Raw genomic sequence first — 18,126 nt, 5'->3', positions numbered from 1 at the left:
ATCGATATGAGTATTGCTGGCATACGCTCGAACCGCGGCGACGGCTACCAAACATTGGTGGCATTTGATTGGGCATTGACAGTTCTATCCGACGAAAACTATCAATGGCTTGAAGTTGATTCGATAACTTATCTAGTCGACGATGTGGTCATTGGTAAATCCGATGGCACGCTGATCGCTTGCCAGTGCAAAAAAAATCAAATCGATTTCGAAGCGTGGTCGATAACTGATCTTGCGAGTGAACTAGACAAAGCCGCTAGGCTGCTTAAACAGAATAAATACTCGGAAGTTTATTTCTATTCGCGCAATAACTTTGGAGGGGTGGGGAAGTTAAAAGAACACAGCGCAACTCAGCATGATGCGAACGCCTATGAAGCTAGTTTGAGCATCGCAAATCAGAAAACAAATGCTGCCCTATCAAGATTACTCTCCTCTGCCGCCCCAGGTCTTTCAACCTACGAATTCCTTCGCCGTACAGAGTTTGAAACCAGCAGCGCTCTGGATCGCATGCAAAGCCAGCTACTAGAACGTCTGCGTAGCATGGTCAGTAATCCAGATTCTGCATTCAACGCACTCTGGGTTCATCTAGATCAATTGGGGGCGCGCATGAGCGGTGATGGTTCATCCGCAAACGCCCAGCATCGATTCACCAAAAAATCTCTCGAAGCCATTCTTCACAAGGCTGGAGCGCTGCTGGCTCCTCCCGTGAATATTGCGGAGGTTCGCGCATCATTTTCCAGTATCTCAGCCATCGGGAGATCATGGCGGCGTGATGTGGCAGGTCAGCGGATGCACAACCCGGTGGTGAGCGAACTGCTGGCCGCCATCGACGCTGGAAAACGCGCCATATTGCTTACTGGTTTACCTGGTTCGGGAAAAACCTGTGTGATGCTTGAGGTACAGGAGACCTTGGAGCGACACGCACAACACCGCTCAGATATCGTGCCTCTCTTCATCCAATCACGCGAGTTTGCTGATCTGGCAACTTCGCAGGATCGACAAGCTTTTGGGCTGTCTGAACAGTGGGTAAACCAAGCAGCTCGTATGGCGGAAAGCGCGCAGGTGGTTGTGATAATCGACTCTCTGGATGTGCTTTCTATCGCCCGAGACCATCGCGTGCTCACCTATTTTCTGGCTCAAATAGACCGTCTCCTATTGATTGAAAATGTGAGCGTAATTACCGCTTGTCGCGACTTTGACAGGCAGTACGACCGCCGAATCGCGGAAAGGCAATGGGATTGCGAATTCAAATGCCCGCCTTTGGATTGGGATGGAAAAATTGCGCCTTTAATTGAGGGGTTGGGGATTGCGTCCGTCGAGATTGATGCTGTTACACGAGAGCTAATTCGAAACCATCGGGAACTAGCATTGTTTGTCGAGTTGGCACAACGAGAGGGCGGTTTCAACGTCGTAACCAGCCAAGCTTTGGCGCAGCGTTATCTCGATGTGATTGTACGGGGCAATGCCTCGCTTGGTGATCCTGCAATACAAGCAATTGAAGCCATCGCTGCAGAAATGCTCGAGTCACGTAGTTTAGTCGTACCTTATCAGCGCTTTTCTTCCTCGCAGGAGATTCTGCGCTCTCTGTGTAGCCTTAACGTTTTGCAAGAAACTCAGGATGGCAAGCTGACCTTCGGTCATCAGACCCTGCTTGACGTTTTAGTCATCAGTGGAGCCTTGCGTAGCGGAATTACGCTGAATCAATTCATACAGAGTTTGCCCCCAGTTCCGTTTGTCCGCCCCAGCATTCGTAGCTTCGTTGCACAGTTGGCTTTGGGGGAGCGACGTGAGTTCAGAAAGCAAACGCGGGCGGTGTTGACAGGTAACGCAGCCTTCCATATCCGACGCTTGGTTGCCGAGTCGTTTTCAGAACAGGTACCTGTCGACGATGACTGGCCCTTAATGCGGGAATTGCGAGAAAAGCACCGCGATGTTTTTCAGGTGATCTATACCACGGCCAGGGCGATTGAGTGGCATCGTTTTTGGCTTAAATATCTAGTACCAGTTTTGAAGGCAGAGCGGGATGCCGAAGGTTACGCCGCGCATGCCTATCACATCGCGCGATGGAAGAATGAAGATGCGCAGTTGGTCTTTTCATTCTGGTATGAGGTACTTTCTCTGGACTGGGTAGATAGCAATCGAATCGCTGGGCAGCTTCCGTTTTATTTGTCTGAAATCACAATGGAAAATTTGGCACTGGTTGTTCCGCTGCTACAGCGGCTTCTGGATATGCCATATGCCGATCATGGCTTCTTGGGGCGTTCAATTGCTCGCTGCGTAGAAGCCGGGGTTGTAGGAGATGACCTGCTTTGGCGTTATATGGTAGGCGGGGTTGACGAAAAAGATCTTCTGGAATACCGGTTCGATAATAAATTGCATTGCCAAGCCCATGAGTTTGGCGACCGCCAGGGCGGCTGCGTCCGACAACGTATGGAGCAATCCACTAAATTTCTTGATCTGGTCGTGACGTCGATTGAGCAATGGAGCGATGTACGCAAGTCGCGTTACGGAGAAACGCGTATAGGCTATCGACATGGTTTTTTGAGCGAGACATCGTACCAGAAGACGCATAGTCGGCAAGACATGCATCACGTAGATAACATGGTTGCTCTACTTGACGCGGTGGAATCATCAATTGTCCATCATGCAAAAACGCATTCAAGCTGGTGGCAAGACAACCGAGAGCGCCTGTGCTTCAACCACGAGGGCGCCTTGCTCTACTTCGCGGTACAGGCTTGTATTGTGACGCCTGAAGCCAATATTGACCTGATAGGTCACATGTTGTGTGATCAGAATATGCTTGAGTTTGAGTTGAATTACGAGCTTGGTGAGTTAATTAAGTCGGCATTCAAGCTTCTCGGCGAGGCGACACAAGATGCTGTGATTGCGACCATATTAGGCATATGGGATAAGTATTTATCTAAAGATATCGAGCATTGTTGGGTGCTGAAAGAGCGTGCCGAGTTGATCAGTGCAATCCCTTGCTACCTGCGTTCACCAGAAGCGCAGGCGGTAATTGATGATTATGAGAAAAAGGCCGGAGTGATTGATCGCCAACCGAAAATTCTCTCGTGGGGCGGCGTAGTCAGAGCTCCATTCTCATTCGAGGTATTCCTAGATGCCAGTAATAACGTGCTGTTGCGCCTGCTGGCACACTACAGTGGTCATGTAGATAGGGGGGGGGTTGATTTTCTGGTCGGCGGCGAACGCGAGGTTGGTTGGCAACTTCGAGAGGCTTCCTCACGGCATCCCGCTCGATTCTTGGGATTCTTGTCAAATTTCTGGGCGGATATTCCAGCAAGTTTTCGCGATGACATTATGGATGGTGTCGCTACATACTTGGCTTGTCGCTATGGCAGCCTGCAAGCGAACGAAAATTGGGTGCCGATCGAAGAGCCAGAGGCCTCTGCCTTGGCTAGCAATATTATCGATGAGCTGGAAAGGCATTCGCAGCACTGGCAGCTCCGACGTCCAGCAGCTAAGGCATTGGAAGCCTGCGCCAATGTTGTCAAAACCCTGAGGGATGCCGAACGACTGGTATTTTTGACCATAGGCTTTGAGCGACTCGAAGAAGCTAACCCGATCACGGGTGATAACGTTAGTTTGATCTCGTTGGGGATCAATATGGCCAAAGGAGACGTGGCTGAAGCCTTGATGATTCTGGCTAGTGATGTCCAAAAAATCGGAGGCACACTTCCTGAGCTACTAGAGCCCACATTGCGTCGTTATGCAGGAGATAAAAATCCTGCGATTCGCGCTGTAGTCCTTCGACGGCTACCTTATTTGCAAAGCAAGAATTTTGAGCTGGGTTGGAACCTGTTTCATGTTGCCATGCATGACGCAGAGGGGCTTTGGCAAATCGCCGAACCCTGTTTGTATTACGCTTATCATAATCACTTCGTGGTAGTGAGACCTTTGCTTGCGCGTCTTCGCCTTGAAGGTAGAGGCAAAGACTTGGAGGTTTGGGGGCGTATTTCGGCCTTATGCAGTCTGACACGACACATTGAACTTGCTGAATTTATAGAGGATTTGAACGTTCTTGATAGCACAGAGGCTTGGTTGGGGGCAGCAACTGTCTGGACGCACACTGAAAATATTCAACAGTATCGAGAGGAATGCTTTGCGGGGCTGGAGGCTGGATTGAATGCAGGCGGCACACATGCATTGGCTGTTGCTCGAAAAATTGAGCGTATTTTTGGAGATCAGATGCCCCCGATTTCTGTGCCAGTAGAGGTTGTTCGAAGCTGTTTTTATATTTTCGAAAACGACGGCGATAGTGAAAGCAAACACCATCGGCTTTTCGGTTTTCATGAATGGCTGAATGCGATTGCTCAAAGTGATCCAGAGCAAGCACTGGCAGCAGCCAAAATCTATCTAGCCTACGTCAATAGTTGCAAGCCATATCTCTATGATCACAAAGACAGCCTCACCCAATTGATGACGCGACTCTTTGCTGAAGCAGAAGAACGGGAAGAGTCCGACGGAGGGGTGATGTTAAATATTGTGGTAGAGATACAAGACACGCTACTTTCGCTGGGGGTCAATGGTGTAACAGATTGGCTGAAGGCTGCCGAGCGCCCATGATTTGCCCCGGAACCAGTAGCTACCCCGTAGCTTGACAGCTAAGGATGGTCTGAAAAAGTCTGTTTTCGGAAAATTAGCCCCAGCAACCCCGGGGGCTGCAGACCGGCAATTTCACGAAATCGGGACTTTTTCAGAGTTTTCTTAGCTGCCTGTAGTCACTGGAAAATCACTGGTCATCCCAGGCGAAATCTGTCTTCAGACACATGCAGCAGGCTGGTCAAGAACTCCGTCTTTTCACATGAAAAACCGCGCCCTCCCTGGCCGCGGTTTCCCATTGACTTTCGCCCTCACTCCGGCCGCCTCTGCAACCCCCCGCGCACCTCCCGCGCAGTACAGCCGTACTGCTGGCGGAAGGCGCGGGTGAACTGGGCCTGGTCGTTGAAGCCCCAGCGGAAGGCCAGTTCGCCGATCGACAGGTGGCAGTGCGGGTCGCGCAGCTGGCGGTGCACGGCCTCCAGGCGCTGCAGGCGGACCCATTCGCCGAGGGTGTAGGGGGTGGCGGCGAACAGCTTGTGCAGATAGCGCAGCGACAGGCCGCAGGCCTCGGCGATCTGCGCCGGGTTCAGTTCGGGGTTGGCCAGGTGGCGCTCGATGTACTGCTCGACGCGCTGCAGGTGCACGGCGGCGAGGGTCGAGGTCTCGCTGTTGAGCACCCGCTCGTCCTGGCGCAGGGCCATCAGCAGGGTGGCCAGCGCCTGCTCCAGCAGCAGGTGGCGGGCGGCTGCGTCGCACTCGTCGAAGCGCGCCGCGCACAGGCCGAGCTGTTCGACGAAGATCCGCCCCAGGCCGCGGCGGGCGTCGAAGCAGAAGCGGGTGTAGCGCTCGGCGCCGCGCAGCTGGCCGTGCAGGGCGCGCTCGGGCAGCTTGAACACCCAGAGGTCGTTGTCGGCGGCGTAGTGGAAGCGGTAGGGCGCATCGCCGCGCTCGACGATGAAGCCGCCCGGCTGGCAGCGCAGGGCGCGGCCGTCCTGCTCGAAGAGGACTTCGGTCTGCCGCGGCACGGTGACCAGGTAGCAGGCCTCCGGGTCCTGGCTGACCTGGGCCTTGCTGCGCGAGTAGGCGAGCTGGCTGGAGCGCAGGCGGGAGAGGGTGAGCGGCGTGCTGGGCGTGTCCCAGACGTGCAGGCTGCCCTGGAAGGTCGCTCCGGGGGCGAACTCCAGGCTGAGGGGGAAGTAGGTGGTGCCGATAGCTTCTGCCCAGCGGAGCTGGCGTTCCTGTTGCGGCCAGTACCGGGTGGAGAGCTGTTGAGCCATGGCCGGTCCTCACGATTATCGTTGTTCTGAGGACAGCGCGGCAGGGAAGTGGAAATCCCTGCCGCGCCGTTATTTCGCCATCATTGGCCTGGGTGACCGGGTGGTCAAGTCCGTGGCGTCACCCGGTAGGTGGCGGTCGGCGTCAGGGTCGCCTGCCAGCCCGGCGGGATGACGATGTTGGTGGTGCTTTCCTCGATCACGCACGGGCCCTGCACGGTCTGCCCGGCCTGCAGCTGGTTGCCGTCGTACACCGGGGTGGCCTGCCAGTCGCCGTCGGCGCTGAACAGCATCTTGCGCAGGCTGGACGGGGCGGCCTCGCCGACCTCGGCCGGCACCGGCAGCTCCGGCAGCGGCGGGCGCGGCAGGCGGCCGATCACCGAGCACTCGAGGTTGACCAGCTCCACCGGGCTGCCCGGCTCGCTGTAGGAGTACAGCGCCTGGTGACGCTGGTGGAAGGACTCGCACAGCGCGGCCAGGCCCTGCTCGTCGAGCCGACTGCTGGCCAGTTCCACGCTGCACTCGTGGATCTGCCCGAGGTAGCGCATCTCCAGGGTGTAGTGGCACTCGATGGTGTCGGCGCCGAAGCCGTCCTCGCGCAGGTTGTCCAGGCCCTTGTCGCGCAGCTCGGCCAGCGCCTGGTTGAGCTGCGCGAGGTCGACGTGGCCGGCGTCCAGGCGCATCGGCAGGGTGGTCAGCTGGTCGTAGCGCATGTCGGAGAGGATCTGGCCGAAGGCGCACAGCCCGGAGGCGACCTTGGGGATCAGCACGGTGTGGATGCCGATCTCCTCGGCCAGGCGCACCACGTGCATGCCGGCCGCGCCGCCGGCGCCGATCAGGGCGAAGTCGCGCGGGTCGTGGCCGCGCTCGATGGACACCCGGCGGATGCCGTTGACCATGTTCAGGTTGACCAGGGTGGTGATGCCGTAGGCCGCGCGCTCGATGCTGATGCCCAGTGGGTCGGCGATCTTGCTGCGGATGGCGTCCAGCGCCGCCTGGCGGTTGAGGCGGATGCTGCCGCCGAGCAGGGCGCCGTCGGGCAGGTAGCCGAGCACCAGGTTGGCGTCGGTCACGGTCGGCTCGGTGCCGCCCTTGCCGTAGCACACCGGGCCGGGCTTGGCGCCGGCGCTGCGCGGGCCGACCTGGAGCATGCCGAACTCGTCGAGGTGGGCGATCGAGCCGCCGCCGGCGCCGAGGGTCTCCACCTGAATCATCGGCACGCCGATGCGCTGGCGCAGGAAGTCGACGTCCTTGCTGAAGTTGGTGCGCCCGGCGTTGGTCAGGGTGATGTCGAACGAGGTGCCGCCCATGTCGACGGTGATCACGTTGTCGATGTCGAACGGTTTGGCCACCGACAGGCCGGCCTGCGGCGCCGAGGCCGGGCCCGAGTTGATCGCGTTGACCGCGCGCTCGCGCATCATGCCGCCCGGCGCCAGACCGCCGTTGGACTGGAAGTAGCGCACCGGCTGCTGGGCGCCGAGTTCCTCGAACAGCGCGTCGATGCGTTCGACGTAGCGCGCCATCACCGGGCTCAGGTAGGCGTTGACCACGGTGGTGGAGGTGCGGGTGTACTCGCGGATCTGCGGGAACACCTCGACGCCGGTGCAGACGAACACCCCGGGCAGGGCGGCGCGCACCATTTCGGCGGCGCGCAGCTCGTGGGCCGGGTTGCGCACCGACCAGACGAAGGAGATCGCCACCGCCTCGACGCCCTCGGCGCGGAAGTAGTCGATGGCCTCGCGCACCGCGGCCTCGTCCAGCGGGCTGTACTCGCGGCCGTCGCTGAGGATGCGCCCGCCCACCGGGCGGCGCAGGTGGCGCGGCACCAGCATGTGCGCCGGCGGGTAGTGGGCGTCGTAGCGGTGGCCTTCCTCCTTGTGGCCGAGGCGGATCTCCAGGCTGTCCTCGTGGCCCTCGGTGCACAGCAGGCCGACCTTGACCCCGGTGCGCTCGATCAGCGCGTTGAGCGCCACGGTGGTGCCGTTGATGCACAGGTCGCAGTCGGCAATGATCTCGGCCGGCGAGCGGCCGACGGCGTCGGCGATCTGCGCGAGACCGGCGCGGATGGCCAGGGTGCCGTCCTGCGGGGTGGACGGCGCCTTGAACAGCTGCACGCCGCCGTCGCGGTCGGCGAGGATGAAGTCGGTGAAGGTGCCGCCGGCGTCGATGCCCAGACGATATTGGTTACGCATGTCGATGTTCCTCAGCAGTGCTCAGTGGGGGGCGCGGGCGGCGCGGGTGGCGGCTTCGTCGAGATGGCCGTCGGCGTCGACGATCACCCCGTACTCGAGGCGGGCGCCCTCGGCGGAGACCAGGCCGTTGCGCAGGTCGTCGAGGACCGCGGCGACCGGGCGGCGCAGCGGGTCGCCGTAGCCACCGCCACCGGGGTTGACGTTGATCACCCGCTCGCCGGGGCGCACGGTCAGCACTGGGTTCTGGATGTAGTGGGTTTCCTCGCCGTCGGCACGGCGGTGGATAAGGCGGCCGAGCTTGGGCTCGATCAGTGCGTTGCGCGCACCGGCCGCGCCGGCGGTGGCCAGCTGGCGGCCCTCGCCGAAGCCGACCACGGTCATCTCGTGCTCCAGCGGTTCGATCTCCAGGCGGGTGCCGGAGCCGCCGCGGAATTCGCCGGCGCCGCCGCTGTCGCTCATCAGGCTGTAGCGGTGGATGACGATCGGGTAGGAGTACTCGAGCAGCTCGATGTCGCCGCTCATCAGCGCGCCGAAGCAGCACAGCGGGCCGCAGGCGTGCCAGCCGTCCATCACCTTGTTGGCGCCGGCGCCGGAGATGATCGAGGCGAGCACCATGGTCACGTATTCGTCGCCCTCGCGGCGCGGGTCGTGGCCGGCGATGTTGATGCCGCTGGCGTGGCCCCAGGAGGCGGTGACGCGCTCGGGGGCGGCCTGCTCCAGCGCCTGGCGCACGGCGTCGGCCAGGGTTTCCATCGGCGTGGTAGTGCAGTTGACGTGCGGCGCCGGTTCCTCGGCGTTGCACAGGGTGCCCTTGGGGCCGAGATCGACGCTGACGCAGCGGTACAGGCCCTCGTTGTAGGGCGGCGGCACCTGGGCGAACATCATCAGGCCCAGGTAGACGCCGGACACCGAGTTGCCCTCGTAGGAGTTGATGAAGTAGGGCACCTGCGGCGGGCTTTCGATGCGCACGTGGGCCTCGTCGCCGCGGATCTCGACGTGGGCGGTGATCGCCAGCTCGCCGAGGCCGTGGCCGGAGTCCTCGAGGATCGCGGTGCCGCTGTAGTGGCCGTCCGGCACGTCGCGCAGCAGGGCGCGCATGTGGCGGTCGGCCATGTTCTTCAGCTCGGCGATGCAGGCGCGCACCTGGGCGACGCCGTACTTCTCGACCAGCTCCAGCAGGTGGCGCTCGCCGACGCAGCAGGCGCCGTACTGGGCGTTGAGGTCGCCCTCCTGGTAGGGGCGGGCGCGCATGTTGGTGAGCAGCAGGTTGAACACGTCCTCGCGGCGCTTGCCGCCGGCCCACAGCTTGACCGGCGGGATGCGCAGGCCCTCGGCGTAGATCTCCTTGGCGTCCGGGTTGTAGCCGGCCGGCACCGGGCCGCCGATGTCGGTGAGGTGGCCCTTGCACACCGTCCAGAACACCAGTTCGCCCTGGTAGAACACCGGCTTGTACATGCAGCAGTCGAGGATGTGGCTGCCCTTGTAGGCCGGGTCGTTGTGATAGATCACGTCGCCTTCGGCGATGTCGCCGTCGAAGAACTCGGCCACGCACTTCATCGCCGGGATCAGCGAGCCCAGGTGGATCGGGATGTCCTGGCCTTGCAGGATCATTTCCGGGAAGTGGTCGAACAGGGCGTTGGAGTAGTCGTGGGCCAGGTTGAACACGCTGGAGCGGCCGGTCTTCTCCAGGGTCAGGGTCATCTCGCGCTGGGCCGTTTCCAGCGCCCCGCGCACGACCGCGAGGGTGATCGGATCTACTGTACTCATGGTTCACCACACATCTTGTTGTTGTCGGAGAGGCGGCCCCGCAAGGCTCCGCCCTGGCTTACAAGCTACGCGGCGCGCGGCGGGCGGGCTTGTCGCGGGGCGCACCCTTTGTTGCGTCTGCGTGCACTCGGCCGTGCGTGGCTTGCCGCTGGCGCGGACGAAAAAAAGGCCAGCGCGAGGCTGGCCTGAAAGGGGGCGAAGGGGGATACCAGAGCAATCGCACGAAGCTGAAAAGGCCAACATGCGTGGGCTAAATGCCCTGTAGCCCTCCCTGTAGGAGCGAATTCATTCGCGACCTGGTCGCGAATGAATTCGCTCCTACACCGTTCATGCGATTGCCTTGGTTGGGAATGCGGAAGAGGTCAGAAGTAGTAGCCGACGTTGCTGTACACCTGGTTCTCCCAGCGGTCGCTGCCGCCGGCGCCGAGGCTCTGGGTGTAGCTGCCGCCGCCGATGTACGGGTCGTGCTTGCCGTGCAGCCATTCCAGGGCGATCCACAGCGGGCCGAAGGTGAACGAGCTGCCGGCGATGAAGCGCTGCGAGTCCTCGAAGCCGCTGGCGTCCTTGGTGAAGTGGCTGTAGTTGGCATAGAACTTCACCCCGGAGAACCAGCCGTACTGGCCGGGCAGGGCGTAGCTGAGGTCGGCGACGTACAGGTTGCCCTTGGCGGCGACGTTGAAGGTGCCGTCGAAGCTGCCGAAGGACACCAGGCGGTCGCTGCCGGGGTTCTCCGGGCTCATCGACTGGCGCGCGGCGAGCAGCTGCACGCCCCACGGGCCGTTCTGGCCGAGGTAGTGCACGGCGAAGGCGCGGCGGTCGCCGTCCTTGCCGGTGTCCTGGTTCTCCAGGGTCGAGGCCAGCGCCGACACGCCCACTTCCGAGGCCCAGTCGCCGAGCTGCAGGTTGCGCGCCAGGCGGGCGACGACGATGTTCTCCTCGTGGTTGTCGCTGCCGTCGACCACGTAGGCGTCGGCCGTCGCCACGCTGGTGCCGTAGGTGCGACCGCCGCGGCTGGTGCCCTTGCCCTGTTCGGCGGGCATGGCGAACCAGGCGGCCTGCAGGTCCCAGTCGGCGTTCTTCTGGGTGTACTTGATGCCGATGTCCTGGGTGTCCTCCAGGCCGATCACGTTGCCCAGCGACTCGAAGAAGGTGCTGCCGAAGTAGGGCTGCAGGCCGAACGGGATCGGCATCAGGCCGGCCTGCACCTGGCGTTCGGCGTCGAACCGGTAGCCCAGCCAGGCGTACTCGGCGAAGGAGATGTCGCCGATCTTGTCGGTGTAGTCGAACGGGCGGTGCTTGCCGTAGAAGCGGTACTTGGCCGCGCCGATCCAGCTGTCCGAGGTGTAGGTGGCGGTGAGAAAGGCGGTGTCGAAGCCGAACTCGGAGATGTCGCGGTCCGGGTCGTAGTCCAGGCGGCCGCGGATCGCGCCGCCGAGGTCGAGGTTGTCGGTGACCTGCACGGCGGCGGCCGGCAGGGCGAAGGCGGTCAGCAGCGGCGCGGCCAGCAGCGGCCACAGCAGCAGGGAAGTGCGGCGGGTGAGCGGGTGACGCATCGGGTGTCTCCGAGTGTTGTCGTTGTTTTGCGGGCACACCGGAAGCGCACCGCCGGGAGGCGGCGCGTTCCGTGATGAGGAAGATGGGCAGGCGGGCGCCTGCTCCAGGCTCAGAGGCTGTCGGTGCCGGCCGACCAGGCGCGGCGGCGGCCGCTGGCCAGCAGGCGGTAGCCGGCGAAGGCGACGACGAAGGTGACCGGCGCCGAGAAGGTCGCCAGGGTCGCATCGCCGGCCTTGAGCAGGACGATGCCGGCCGCGGCGGCGGCGAACCAGGCCAGCAGGCCGCGGGCGTCGAAGGCCGGCAGGCTGGTGTCGTCGGCCGGCGCGGCGCCGCGGGCGGCGAAGATGTGCGCCAGGGCGATGGCCACCCAGGCGACGATGAAGATGCTCTGCCAGGCCAGCGCCTGGAGGATGTAGCTGAACACGTCGAAGCGCATCAGCAGGTACACCGTGAGGCCGGTGAGCGCCGCCCACACCACGTAGGGCACGCGGCCGAGGCCCAGGCTGGCCCCCAGCGCCTGCAGGTTGGTGGCGCCGAGGAAGAAGTTGCCGGTGTTGATGCGCGTCTGGGTGACCCACACGAACAGCAGGCCCCAGAGGCCCATCAGCTGGACGATCGACAGCACCACCGACACCTCGCTGACGCCGCCCTCGGTGGGGATGGTGGCGGCGAGGAAGATCCCGGCCAGGCCGTTGAGCAGGAAGGCCACGGCGTAGAACGGCATGCCGAAGTTGAAGCGGGCGTGGTAGTCGCTGTCCTCGGCGCGGCCGAAGCGGGCGTAGTCCCAGGTGTACATCATCAGCACCCAGACGCCCATGAAGTAGATGAAGCAGTTCCACCAACCGTACGCGGGCGCGCCGCCTTCCGGCGCGAGATCCAGCCAGGCGGCGGAGTAGCCGTACTGGTCGACCGCCACCAGCAGCGCCGCGACCAGGCCGAGCAGGTACAGCGGCAGCAGCACGCCGTTGAGCTTGTCCAGCCAGCGCATGGCGTGGCCGAAGATCAGCAGCACGCTGTACACCACCACGATCAGGTAGGCCTGCTCGAGGCTCACCGCGCCGGCGTAGTGGTGGAGCGCCACGGCCATCACCGAACCCTCGAAGGCGGCGTAGTAGATGGCGGTGGCGCTGAACAGCAGGGTCGCCAGCGCCGCGCCGGCGCGGCCGAACAGATGGCGCGAGAACTGCGCCACCGACAGTCCGCTGGCGATGGCGTAGCGGCTGATCACCGCGTTGATCGCCCCGTAGCAGACCACCGACAGCAGCAGGCCGATGATCGCGTTGCGCGTGCCGAAGCCCATCGCCAGGGCGGCGCCGACCACCAGGTAGAACATCGCGCTGCAGATGCCCCACCAGGCCATGGTCAGCGAGCCGCGGCTGAGACGTTGATCGAGCGGTACCGCGCTATCGGTACCCGAATGCTGGTTTGCAGGTTTTCCGGCCATGACAGATCTCTTGTTGTTGTTGGAAGAAACGAGAGGTCATGACAGTAGAAAAAACGCCGCCGCCGGGCTTGCCGCAGCGGGCCCGGGTTTTTGCCGACGGGTGCACAGGGGCTGCGCGGCGCCTGCCGCGCTAGGAGCATGGCGCGTGTGAGCTTCTGCGCGAATGATTGGTGCTAGGCTGCAGCAAGCGTCTTTATTGCTTGCTGCTCGGCTTGACCCCGCCCCGGCGACCAAGTCCGAAGCCAACGCGGTACAGGTCGGGCATGTCGATCCGGCCGTCCTTCTTGCGCTCGAGCAGACCGAGACGCTGCAGGTCTTCGCAGATGCCGTCCCAGCCGCGCTCGGCATGCTGCGGAGGGAGGCGGTCATCAAGAGAGGCAGAGGCCGGTCCGGTCGGGAAGGCATCTTGCCAGCGCTCCAGAATCAGCTCGTAGTTGCAGGGCACCGTGAGACCTTTCAGGCATCCGAGGAAGGTCCTGATCCACGGGAACTCTTCGGCAAGCTCTTCGACCCGATTGTCCGATGCCTTACGAATTCCACGCTTGATGCTTTCGTGGTGGATTGGCAATTCCTCGGCCGAATAGCGCTGAACCGAATCCTCTACCGCCTGCCGGATGGCGGCCAGGAACGAGCGTGGCGAGGTCTGACCACGGCCATCGGCCAGATGACTGACGGACCAGATATAGGGCACGCCTCGACGAGGATCGCGTCCCATCCATGGGCCGGCCAGTTTCTCGAAGAGGGTGCGTTGCAGCGGTGTTTCCCGGCGTGCTTCATCGGGCAGTTGCCAGACGCCTTCACGTTGGCTCGGCTGGCAGCCCGCGACAGTCTGGAAAAGGGTACGCAGCCGTTCACCCGCGCTCTCCGGTGCATTGATCAGGCGCTGCCAGAGCAGGCCATGCAGGTCGTGACGCTCCCAGTTCAGGGTAGCCCGGCTGGCCAGCAGTTTGGAGGCGTCCGCGAAGTTGGTGACGTTGCGCTCCATCTGATCTTCCCGCAGGAATACCTTGGCATGCAGATGCGAAAAGGACTTCAGCCAGAGAGCGGCCTCCAGCAGGCCGCGCACGATTTCGTCCATGATGCGCCAGTCGTTACTGGTGCGGTCCAGTGCATCGAACACAAACAGGGCATAGCGGTTTTCACCAGCGAATTTCTGGTTGGCCTGCACCATCAGTCGGGAAACGTCTTCCGGGTGCTGCTTCAGCCATTCGACCCGTGCAGGCCACCGAGAGACCGGTAGCGAGTGGCCGAGCTGCTCGGCAAGCCAGTGCAGAATGACGGCCCGCCAGATGTCATAGGGAGCATGGCCAGCCGTCAGTAGCTGGGAAAAACTGTCGCGGTTCGGATGTCGGTCGATATTTTCGTTGAGCGAAAAACCGATGCAGACCTCCGCCTGATCCAGCCGGCGAACGCTGCTGCCGATCAGACTGCGCAGTCCGGCATTACCCAGCACGGCAGTCCAGAAGGACTTGCCGACTCCCCGACCCCCGACCACCAGCGTCGACTCCAGATTGAGTGCCTTGATGTGTGCCGGAGGGATGTACAGGTTGCTGGCTGCCGGGGTTTCCCCGTAGTTACTGGTTTCCAGCTGAGCTTCCAGCATTGCCTCTCGGAGGGCTTGGGCCAGGGTCATGCGTCTGTCCGGGTCTTTTGCTGAACGAATGCGGAAATGTACTGGATGAGCTCGGCAAAGACATGATCGACTTGCCGCTGATCCAGACTGCCCATCCGCTGATGGAGTGATTGCAGGGCAAAAAAGCCCCGATTCCAGCCGATCGGCAGGGGATAGTGCTGGCCGGTGATGTCGTCGACATCGAATGTCCAGCTCTCATCGCCGATCTCCCCCGCGGGGATTTCATCGTAGAGTGCTTCGATAAACAGCTCATGGCTGCGCTCAAGCAGACCATCGAAGTATTCGATACGACGTTCGTCGTCAGGCAGCATGGCACCGACCACCTTCAGGCGCTCACGAATGAGCGGGGCAACAGCGTATTGCCGCCAGTGTTCGAACAGGATGCGATAACCTGTCCAGGTCTGCTCGCCGTCGATTGCAAACAGCAATACCAGGCCAGCTCCCAGGTCGGTCACGCAACTGGAGGCCACTTCGTCGATCCCGGCGCGCGAGTCGAGCAGGATCACGTCGGGGCGCTGGCTGTGCTCCAACGCGCCGATCAGACGCGACAGACGCGCCGACCAGCCTTCACGGGTGCCATCGGCGTGCACCTTGGGCATCCATACCCGTCCGAGCTTGTTGATGTATTCCCCGGGATCGCTGCCGTGTGCGGGCACGACCAGAATTTCGCCATCATGGCTCAATGGGCTGATGCTGAGCATTTCTCCGAGGACGGATGCGCCATTGCCGACCAGATCCTCGACCAGCCAGTCGGTGATGCCGAAGGCCGGTCGGTAGTCCTCCGGCAGCAGGGCCGAGGACAGGCCTGGCGACTCCAGGTCCAGGTCAAGCACCAGTACCCGCTTGCCGGCTTGTGCCAGTGACCAGGCTGTCGCGGCCAGTGCGGTCGAGCGGCCTACTCCTCCCTTGATGGAGAAGAAAACGATGCGAGGGGCACCAGTGGATTCGGCGGATATGCGTGCCCAGTCGCCTTCGGTAGCCAGGCGGTCAACGACATGCACCTGCGGGAAATCGCGCAGGGAGAAGCTCGGGGCGTCGCTGCGGGCTTGCTGCAGATCATCTTCGAACAGAATTGCACGCTCCACCGGCCAGGCATGTGGCCCGAGCCGTTCAGCCAGTTGCGCGCAGATGTTCTCCAGTACCTGTATGGCCCGAGGATCGCTACGGACCGTCTCCTGTGCGATCAGCCGTACTCGGCCATTCAAGTCACGGTTGATCAGCAGCACTCCCACAGTCTGCAAGTCGGGGGCGTTCTGCTGTAGAACCGCATGGGTGGTGGTCAGAATCTGGTCGAAAGTGGTCATAGCAGCCCCTCACGTCTGGCCTTGCGAATCAGGTTGCAGACAAGCTCGGCGCCGGTCCGGTGATCGGTCACACGTGGCGTACTGAAATCTGCCTGGCTGGAATAGCGTTGAGATGCGTGCCAGTTGGAAAAGGGGTTGGCAGGCGGCAGGCCATAACCCATACCTTGGTGATGGCCTGTCCGATAATCGTCATAGCGCATCCAGAGCTTGTCGACATGCTGCTGATCCTTTCTGTCAGAAGGGAGATTCTTCTGAAAGTCATATGTCATGCCAAACGCGAGCATCAGTCTCTTCAGGCCGCACTCGGCGCTCATACCATACAGATGATCGGCATTCGCCAGTCGCTGATTGGTCAGCAGCAGTTCGGCATCCTGCCAGTGACGTTCATGGGCATCGAGAAAGTCGGCCTGCATGAAGGCTCCTTGATAGGGGACGGTACGCTCGGGCGCAGCCGATTATGGCATGCGAGCCCTCGAGTGCTCAGCGCGGATACAGCGGCGGCAGCGAGCCGGCTGGCGGCGGGCCGGCGTTGCCGTTGCTGGCCGGCGGCAGGCTGCCGACGGCCTGCCACAGCGCCTCGCCCTGCCAGGAGTGGCCGCTGGCGCTGTACAGCGCGCCGTTGAGGCCGTCGAGGGCGTCGGAGAGCGGCACGTAGCGCGCGGCCATGTCGGCGAGGGTCTCCGGCTGCTGGCGCGCCCAGGCGTCCAGCGCCTGGCGGGTGGCGTGGGGGTCGTTGCTCTGGCAGGCGCGCCGCAGGTCGTCCTGCAGGGTGCGCGGACTGGGGCCGCTGGCGGCGGCGCGGATCACCGCTGGCAGGCGCCGCGCCCGCCACCACAGGCCGAAGCCGAGCGCGGTGGTGAGGGCGAAGATGGCGGTGGCCAGCTGCCAGGGCCATAGGCGCGCCTCGCGGCTCGCCAGCTCGCCGGGCACCACCGGCGGGGTATCGACCAGGTTCGGGTTGTCCTCCACCACCAGGGTGCGGCCGGGCAGGCGGCTGCGCATCAGACGATCCTCGACGGTGTTCCACCACACCACCTCCAGCGCCGGCAGCTCGATGCGCCCGGGGGTGGTCGGTACCAGCGCGCTGCTTTCCTCGCGGCTGCCGGTCAGGCCGTGCTCGCCGACGCGGTTGTGCAGGCGCGGCTGCTCCGGGTAGCGGCGCAGCCAGTGCTCCTGCACCGGCATGTCCAGCACCGGCAGCTGGGCGCTGGCCAGGCCTTCGGCGCGCACCAGCAGGTTGCGGGTCAGCGAGTCGCCGACCTGCACCCGCTGCTCCTCGGGACTCCAGTGCTCGCTGACGGTCAGCACCCGCGCCGGCAGCCAGGGCGTGCCGGCCGGATAGTCGGCCGGCTTGGGCTTGACCTGCAGGGTCAGCTCCGGCGAGCGCACCTGGATCGGCCGCCCGCTGCGCGGGCCGAACGGCTGCGCGCCGGCCTCGCCCGGGGCGAGGGCGGTGGCGCTGAACAGCAGGGCGGGGATGCGCAGTTCGCCGCTGTGCTGGGGGAACAGCGCGTAGCGGGTCTCGATCACCCCGTGGCGCACGCCGTCGAGCAGGGTCTCGTAGGTGCGCGTGGCGCCCAGCGGTTCGACCCGCGCATCGGCCAGCTCCAGCGGGCTCAGGCGGCTGTCGTCGTACAGCGCCAGCGAGTGGTAGACGCGCAGGGTGAGGATGGCCTGGGCCTGCACATAGACGCTGTCCTCGTCCAGGTGGGCATCGACGAACACCGGCGCCAGGGCTTCGCTGCCGGCGCGCGGGGCGGCCTCGTGCACCTCCAGCTCGATGGCGGGGGAGAACGCCTCGCCGATCTGCAGCGGCGGGATGCGCAGGCGGCCGGCCAGCTTCGGCTGCAGGCCGATCACCAGCAGGCTGTCGAGGTCGCCCGGCGTGCCGTTCTCGGCCGGCCGGGTCAGCAGGCGGGTGTCGAGCACCTCGAACTGCGCCTGCAGGACGCTCAGGTCGGGGCGGCCGAACAGGGTCGGGTCGTCGCTCTGCAGGGTCAGCTCGACGATCTCGCCGACCGTCAGCTCGTGGCGATCGACCTGCGCGCGCAGCTCGGCGGCCAGGGCGCCGCGGGCGAGCGACAGCAGGGCCAGCGTGGCGAGCAGGATCAGGGCGCGCAGGGCGCGGGGCGTCGGAAAGGTCATCGCGGTTTTTCCTGGTGGCGCTGCTGTTCGTACCAGAACTTGCGCCGCAGCAGTTCGGCCGGGTCGTCGGGGATCTGCCGCAGCCACTGCTCGAGGGCCTGGCGCTGCTCGCCCTGAATGGGGAGGACGGGTTCGCCGACGGCGGCGGGCGTGGCGCCGACGGGCTCGAGCAGCTCCTCGCCAGCGCTGCCGCTGCCGAAGGCGCCGGCACTGGGCACGGCGCTGGCGGCCGGGCCGGCCTCGGCGGCGGTTG

General features: G+C 63.2%; 10 protein-coding genes and 1 pseudogene. 1 reads left to right on the top strand and 10 read right to left on the bottom strand.

Translation table 11 applies throughout. The features are described from left to right. The first annotated feature begins 6 nt into the window (after window positions 1-6). Window positions 7-4,584, top strand: coding sequence for an AAA family ATPase (locus E5198_RS03980; protein WP_136488725.1), 4,578 nt, complete (start codon window positions 7-9; stop codon window positions 4,582-4,584). Between the two features lie 287 nt (window positions 4,585-4,871). Here E5198_RS03980 and E5198_RS03975 read toward each other — a convergent pair whose 3' ends face one another. The 10 genes and pseudogenes from E5198_RS03975 to E5198_RS03930 all read right to left on the bottom strand — a co-directional run. After that, complete coding sequence (locus tag E5198_RS03975; protein ID WP_136488724.1) at window positions 4,872-5,837, bottom strand: helix-turn-helix domain-containing protein; 966 nt, start codon at window positions 5,835-5,837, stop codon at window positions 4,872-4,874. 104 nt (window positions 5,838-5,941) lie between these two features. Next, window positions 5,942-8,026 carry a hydantoinase/oxoprolinase family protein gene (locus E5198_RS03970; RefSeq protein WP_136488723.1) on the bottom strand — a complete coding sequence of 695 codons (2,085 nt, stop codon included), beginning with the start codon at window positions 8,024-8,026 and terminating at the stop codon, window positions 5,942-5,944. A 21-nt stretch (window positions 8,027-8,047) separates the two neighbouring features. Continuing rightward, on the bottom strand, window positions 8,048-9,793 hold the full coding sequence (locus tag E5198_RS03965; protein WP_136488722.1) for a hydantoinase B/oxoprolinase family protein: 1,746 nt from the start codon (window positions 9,791-9,793) through the stop codon (window positions 8,048-8,050). Window positions 9,794-10,155: 362 nt separating this feature from the next. Then, entirely contained in the window at window positions 10,156-11,346 is a 1,191-nt protein-coding gene (locus E5198_RS03960; RefSeq protein ID WP_136488721.1) for a hypothetical protein, read from the bottom strand. 110 nt (window positions 11,347-11,456) lie between these two features. Then, entirely contained in the window at window positions 11,457-12,791 is a 1,335-nt protein-coding gene (locus E5198_RS03955) for a cytosine permease (RefSeq protein ID WP_136488720.1), read from the bottom strand. Between the two features lie 193 nt (window positions 12,792-12,984). After that, window positions 12,985-14,424, bottom strand: a complete 1,440-nt coding sequence (locus tag E5198_RS03950) for a hypothetical protein (protein WP_136488719.1) — start codon at window positions 14,422-14,424, stop codon at window positions 12,985-12,987. Continuing rightward, window positions 14,421-15,728, bottom strand: a complete 1,308-nt coding sequence (locus E5198_RS03945; RefSeq protein WP_136488718.1) for a KGGVGR-motif variant AAA ATPase — start codon at window positions 15,726-15,728, stop codon at window positions 14,421-14,423. The genes E5198_RS03950 and E5198_RS03945 overlap by 4 nt, the downstream gene beginning before the upstream one ends. Continuing rightward, window positions 15,725-16,141 carry an SAM-dependent methyltransferase gene (locus E5198_RS03940; protein ID WP_136488717.1) on the bottom strand — a complete coding sequence of 139 codons (417 nt, stop codon included), beginning with the start codon at window positions 16,139-16,141 and terminating at the stop codon, window positions 15,725-15,727. Before E5198_RS03940 ends, E5198_RS03945 begins: the two co-directional genes overlap by 4 nt. Window positions 16,142-16,208: 67 nt before the next feature. Next, window positions 16,209-17,873: a BatD family protein gene (locus tag E5198_RS03935; RefSeq protein ID WP_136488716.1), complete on the bottom strand. Its 1,665-nt coding sequence runs from the start codon at window positions 17,871-17,873 to the stop codon at window positions 16,209-16,211. Next, a pseudogene (locus tag E5198_RS03930) lies at window positions 17,870-18,126 on the bottom strand (hypothetical protein); the annotation flags it as partial. The pseudogene E5198_RS03930 and the gene E5198_RS03935, both read right to left, overlap by 4 nt.

Origin of the sequence: Pseudomonas sp. A-1 (assembly GCF_004801855.1) — a bacterium.
Lineage (GTDB): Bacteria > Pseudomonadota > Gammaproteobacteria > Pseudomonadales > Pseudomonadaceae > Geopseudomonas.
The sequence above is the reverse complement of the archived record's forward strand: the minus strand, read 5'-3'. Positions and strand labels throughout refer to the sequence as shown.

What these genes read in the sequence shown, in the direction of transcription:
- E5198_RS03950 (WP_136488719.1), bottom strand. Translation starts at nt 14,424, where the DNA reads ATGACCCTGGCCCAAGCCCTCCGAGAGGCAATGCTGGAAGCTCAGCTG.
- E5198_RS03980 (WP_136488725.1), top strand. Translation starts at nt 7, where the DNA reads ATGAGTATTGCTGGCATACGCTCGAACCGCGGCGACGGCTACCAAACA.
- E5198_RS03965 (WP_136488722.1), bottom strand. Translation starts at nt 9,793, where the DNA reads ATGAGTACAGTAGATCCGATCACCCTCGCGGTCGTGCGCGGGGCGCTG.
- E5198_RS03960 (WP_136488721.1), bottom strand. Translation starts at nt 11,346, where the DNA reads ATGCGTCACCCGCTCACCCGCCGCACTTCCCTGCTGCTGTGGCCGCTG.
- E5198_RS03970 (WP_136488723.1), bottom strand. Translation starts at nt 8,026, where the DNA reads ATGCGTAACCAATATCGTCTGGGCATCGACGCCGGCGGCACCTTCACC.
- E5198_RS03935 (WP_136488716.1), bottom strand. Translation starts at nt 17,873, where the DNA reads ATGACCTTTCCGACGCCCCGCGCCCTGCGCGCCCTGATCCTGCTCGCC.
- E5198_RS03955 (WP_136488720.1), bottom strand. Translation starts at nt 12,791, where the DNA reads ATGGCCGGAAAACCTGCAAACCAGCATTCGGGTACCGATAGCGCGGTA.
- E5198_RS03945 (WP_136488718.1), bottom strand. Translation starts at nt 15,728, where the DNA reads ATGACCACTTTCGACCAGATTCTGACCACCACCCATGCGGTTCTACAG.
- E5198_RS03940 (WP_136488717.1), bottom strand. Translation starts at nt 16,141, where the DNA reads ATGCAGGCCGACTTTCTCGATGCCCATGAACGTCACTGGCAGGATGCC.
- E5198_RS03975 (WP_136488724.1), bottom strand. Translation starts at nt 5,837, where the DNA reads ATGGCTCAACAGCTCTCCACCCGGTACTGGCCGCAACAGGAACGCCAG.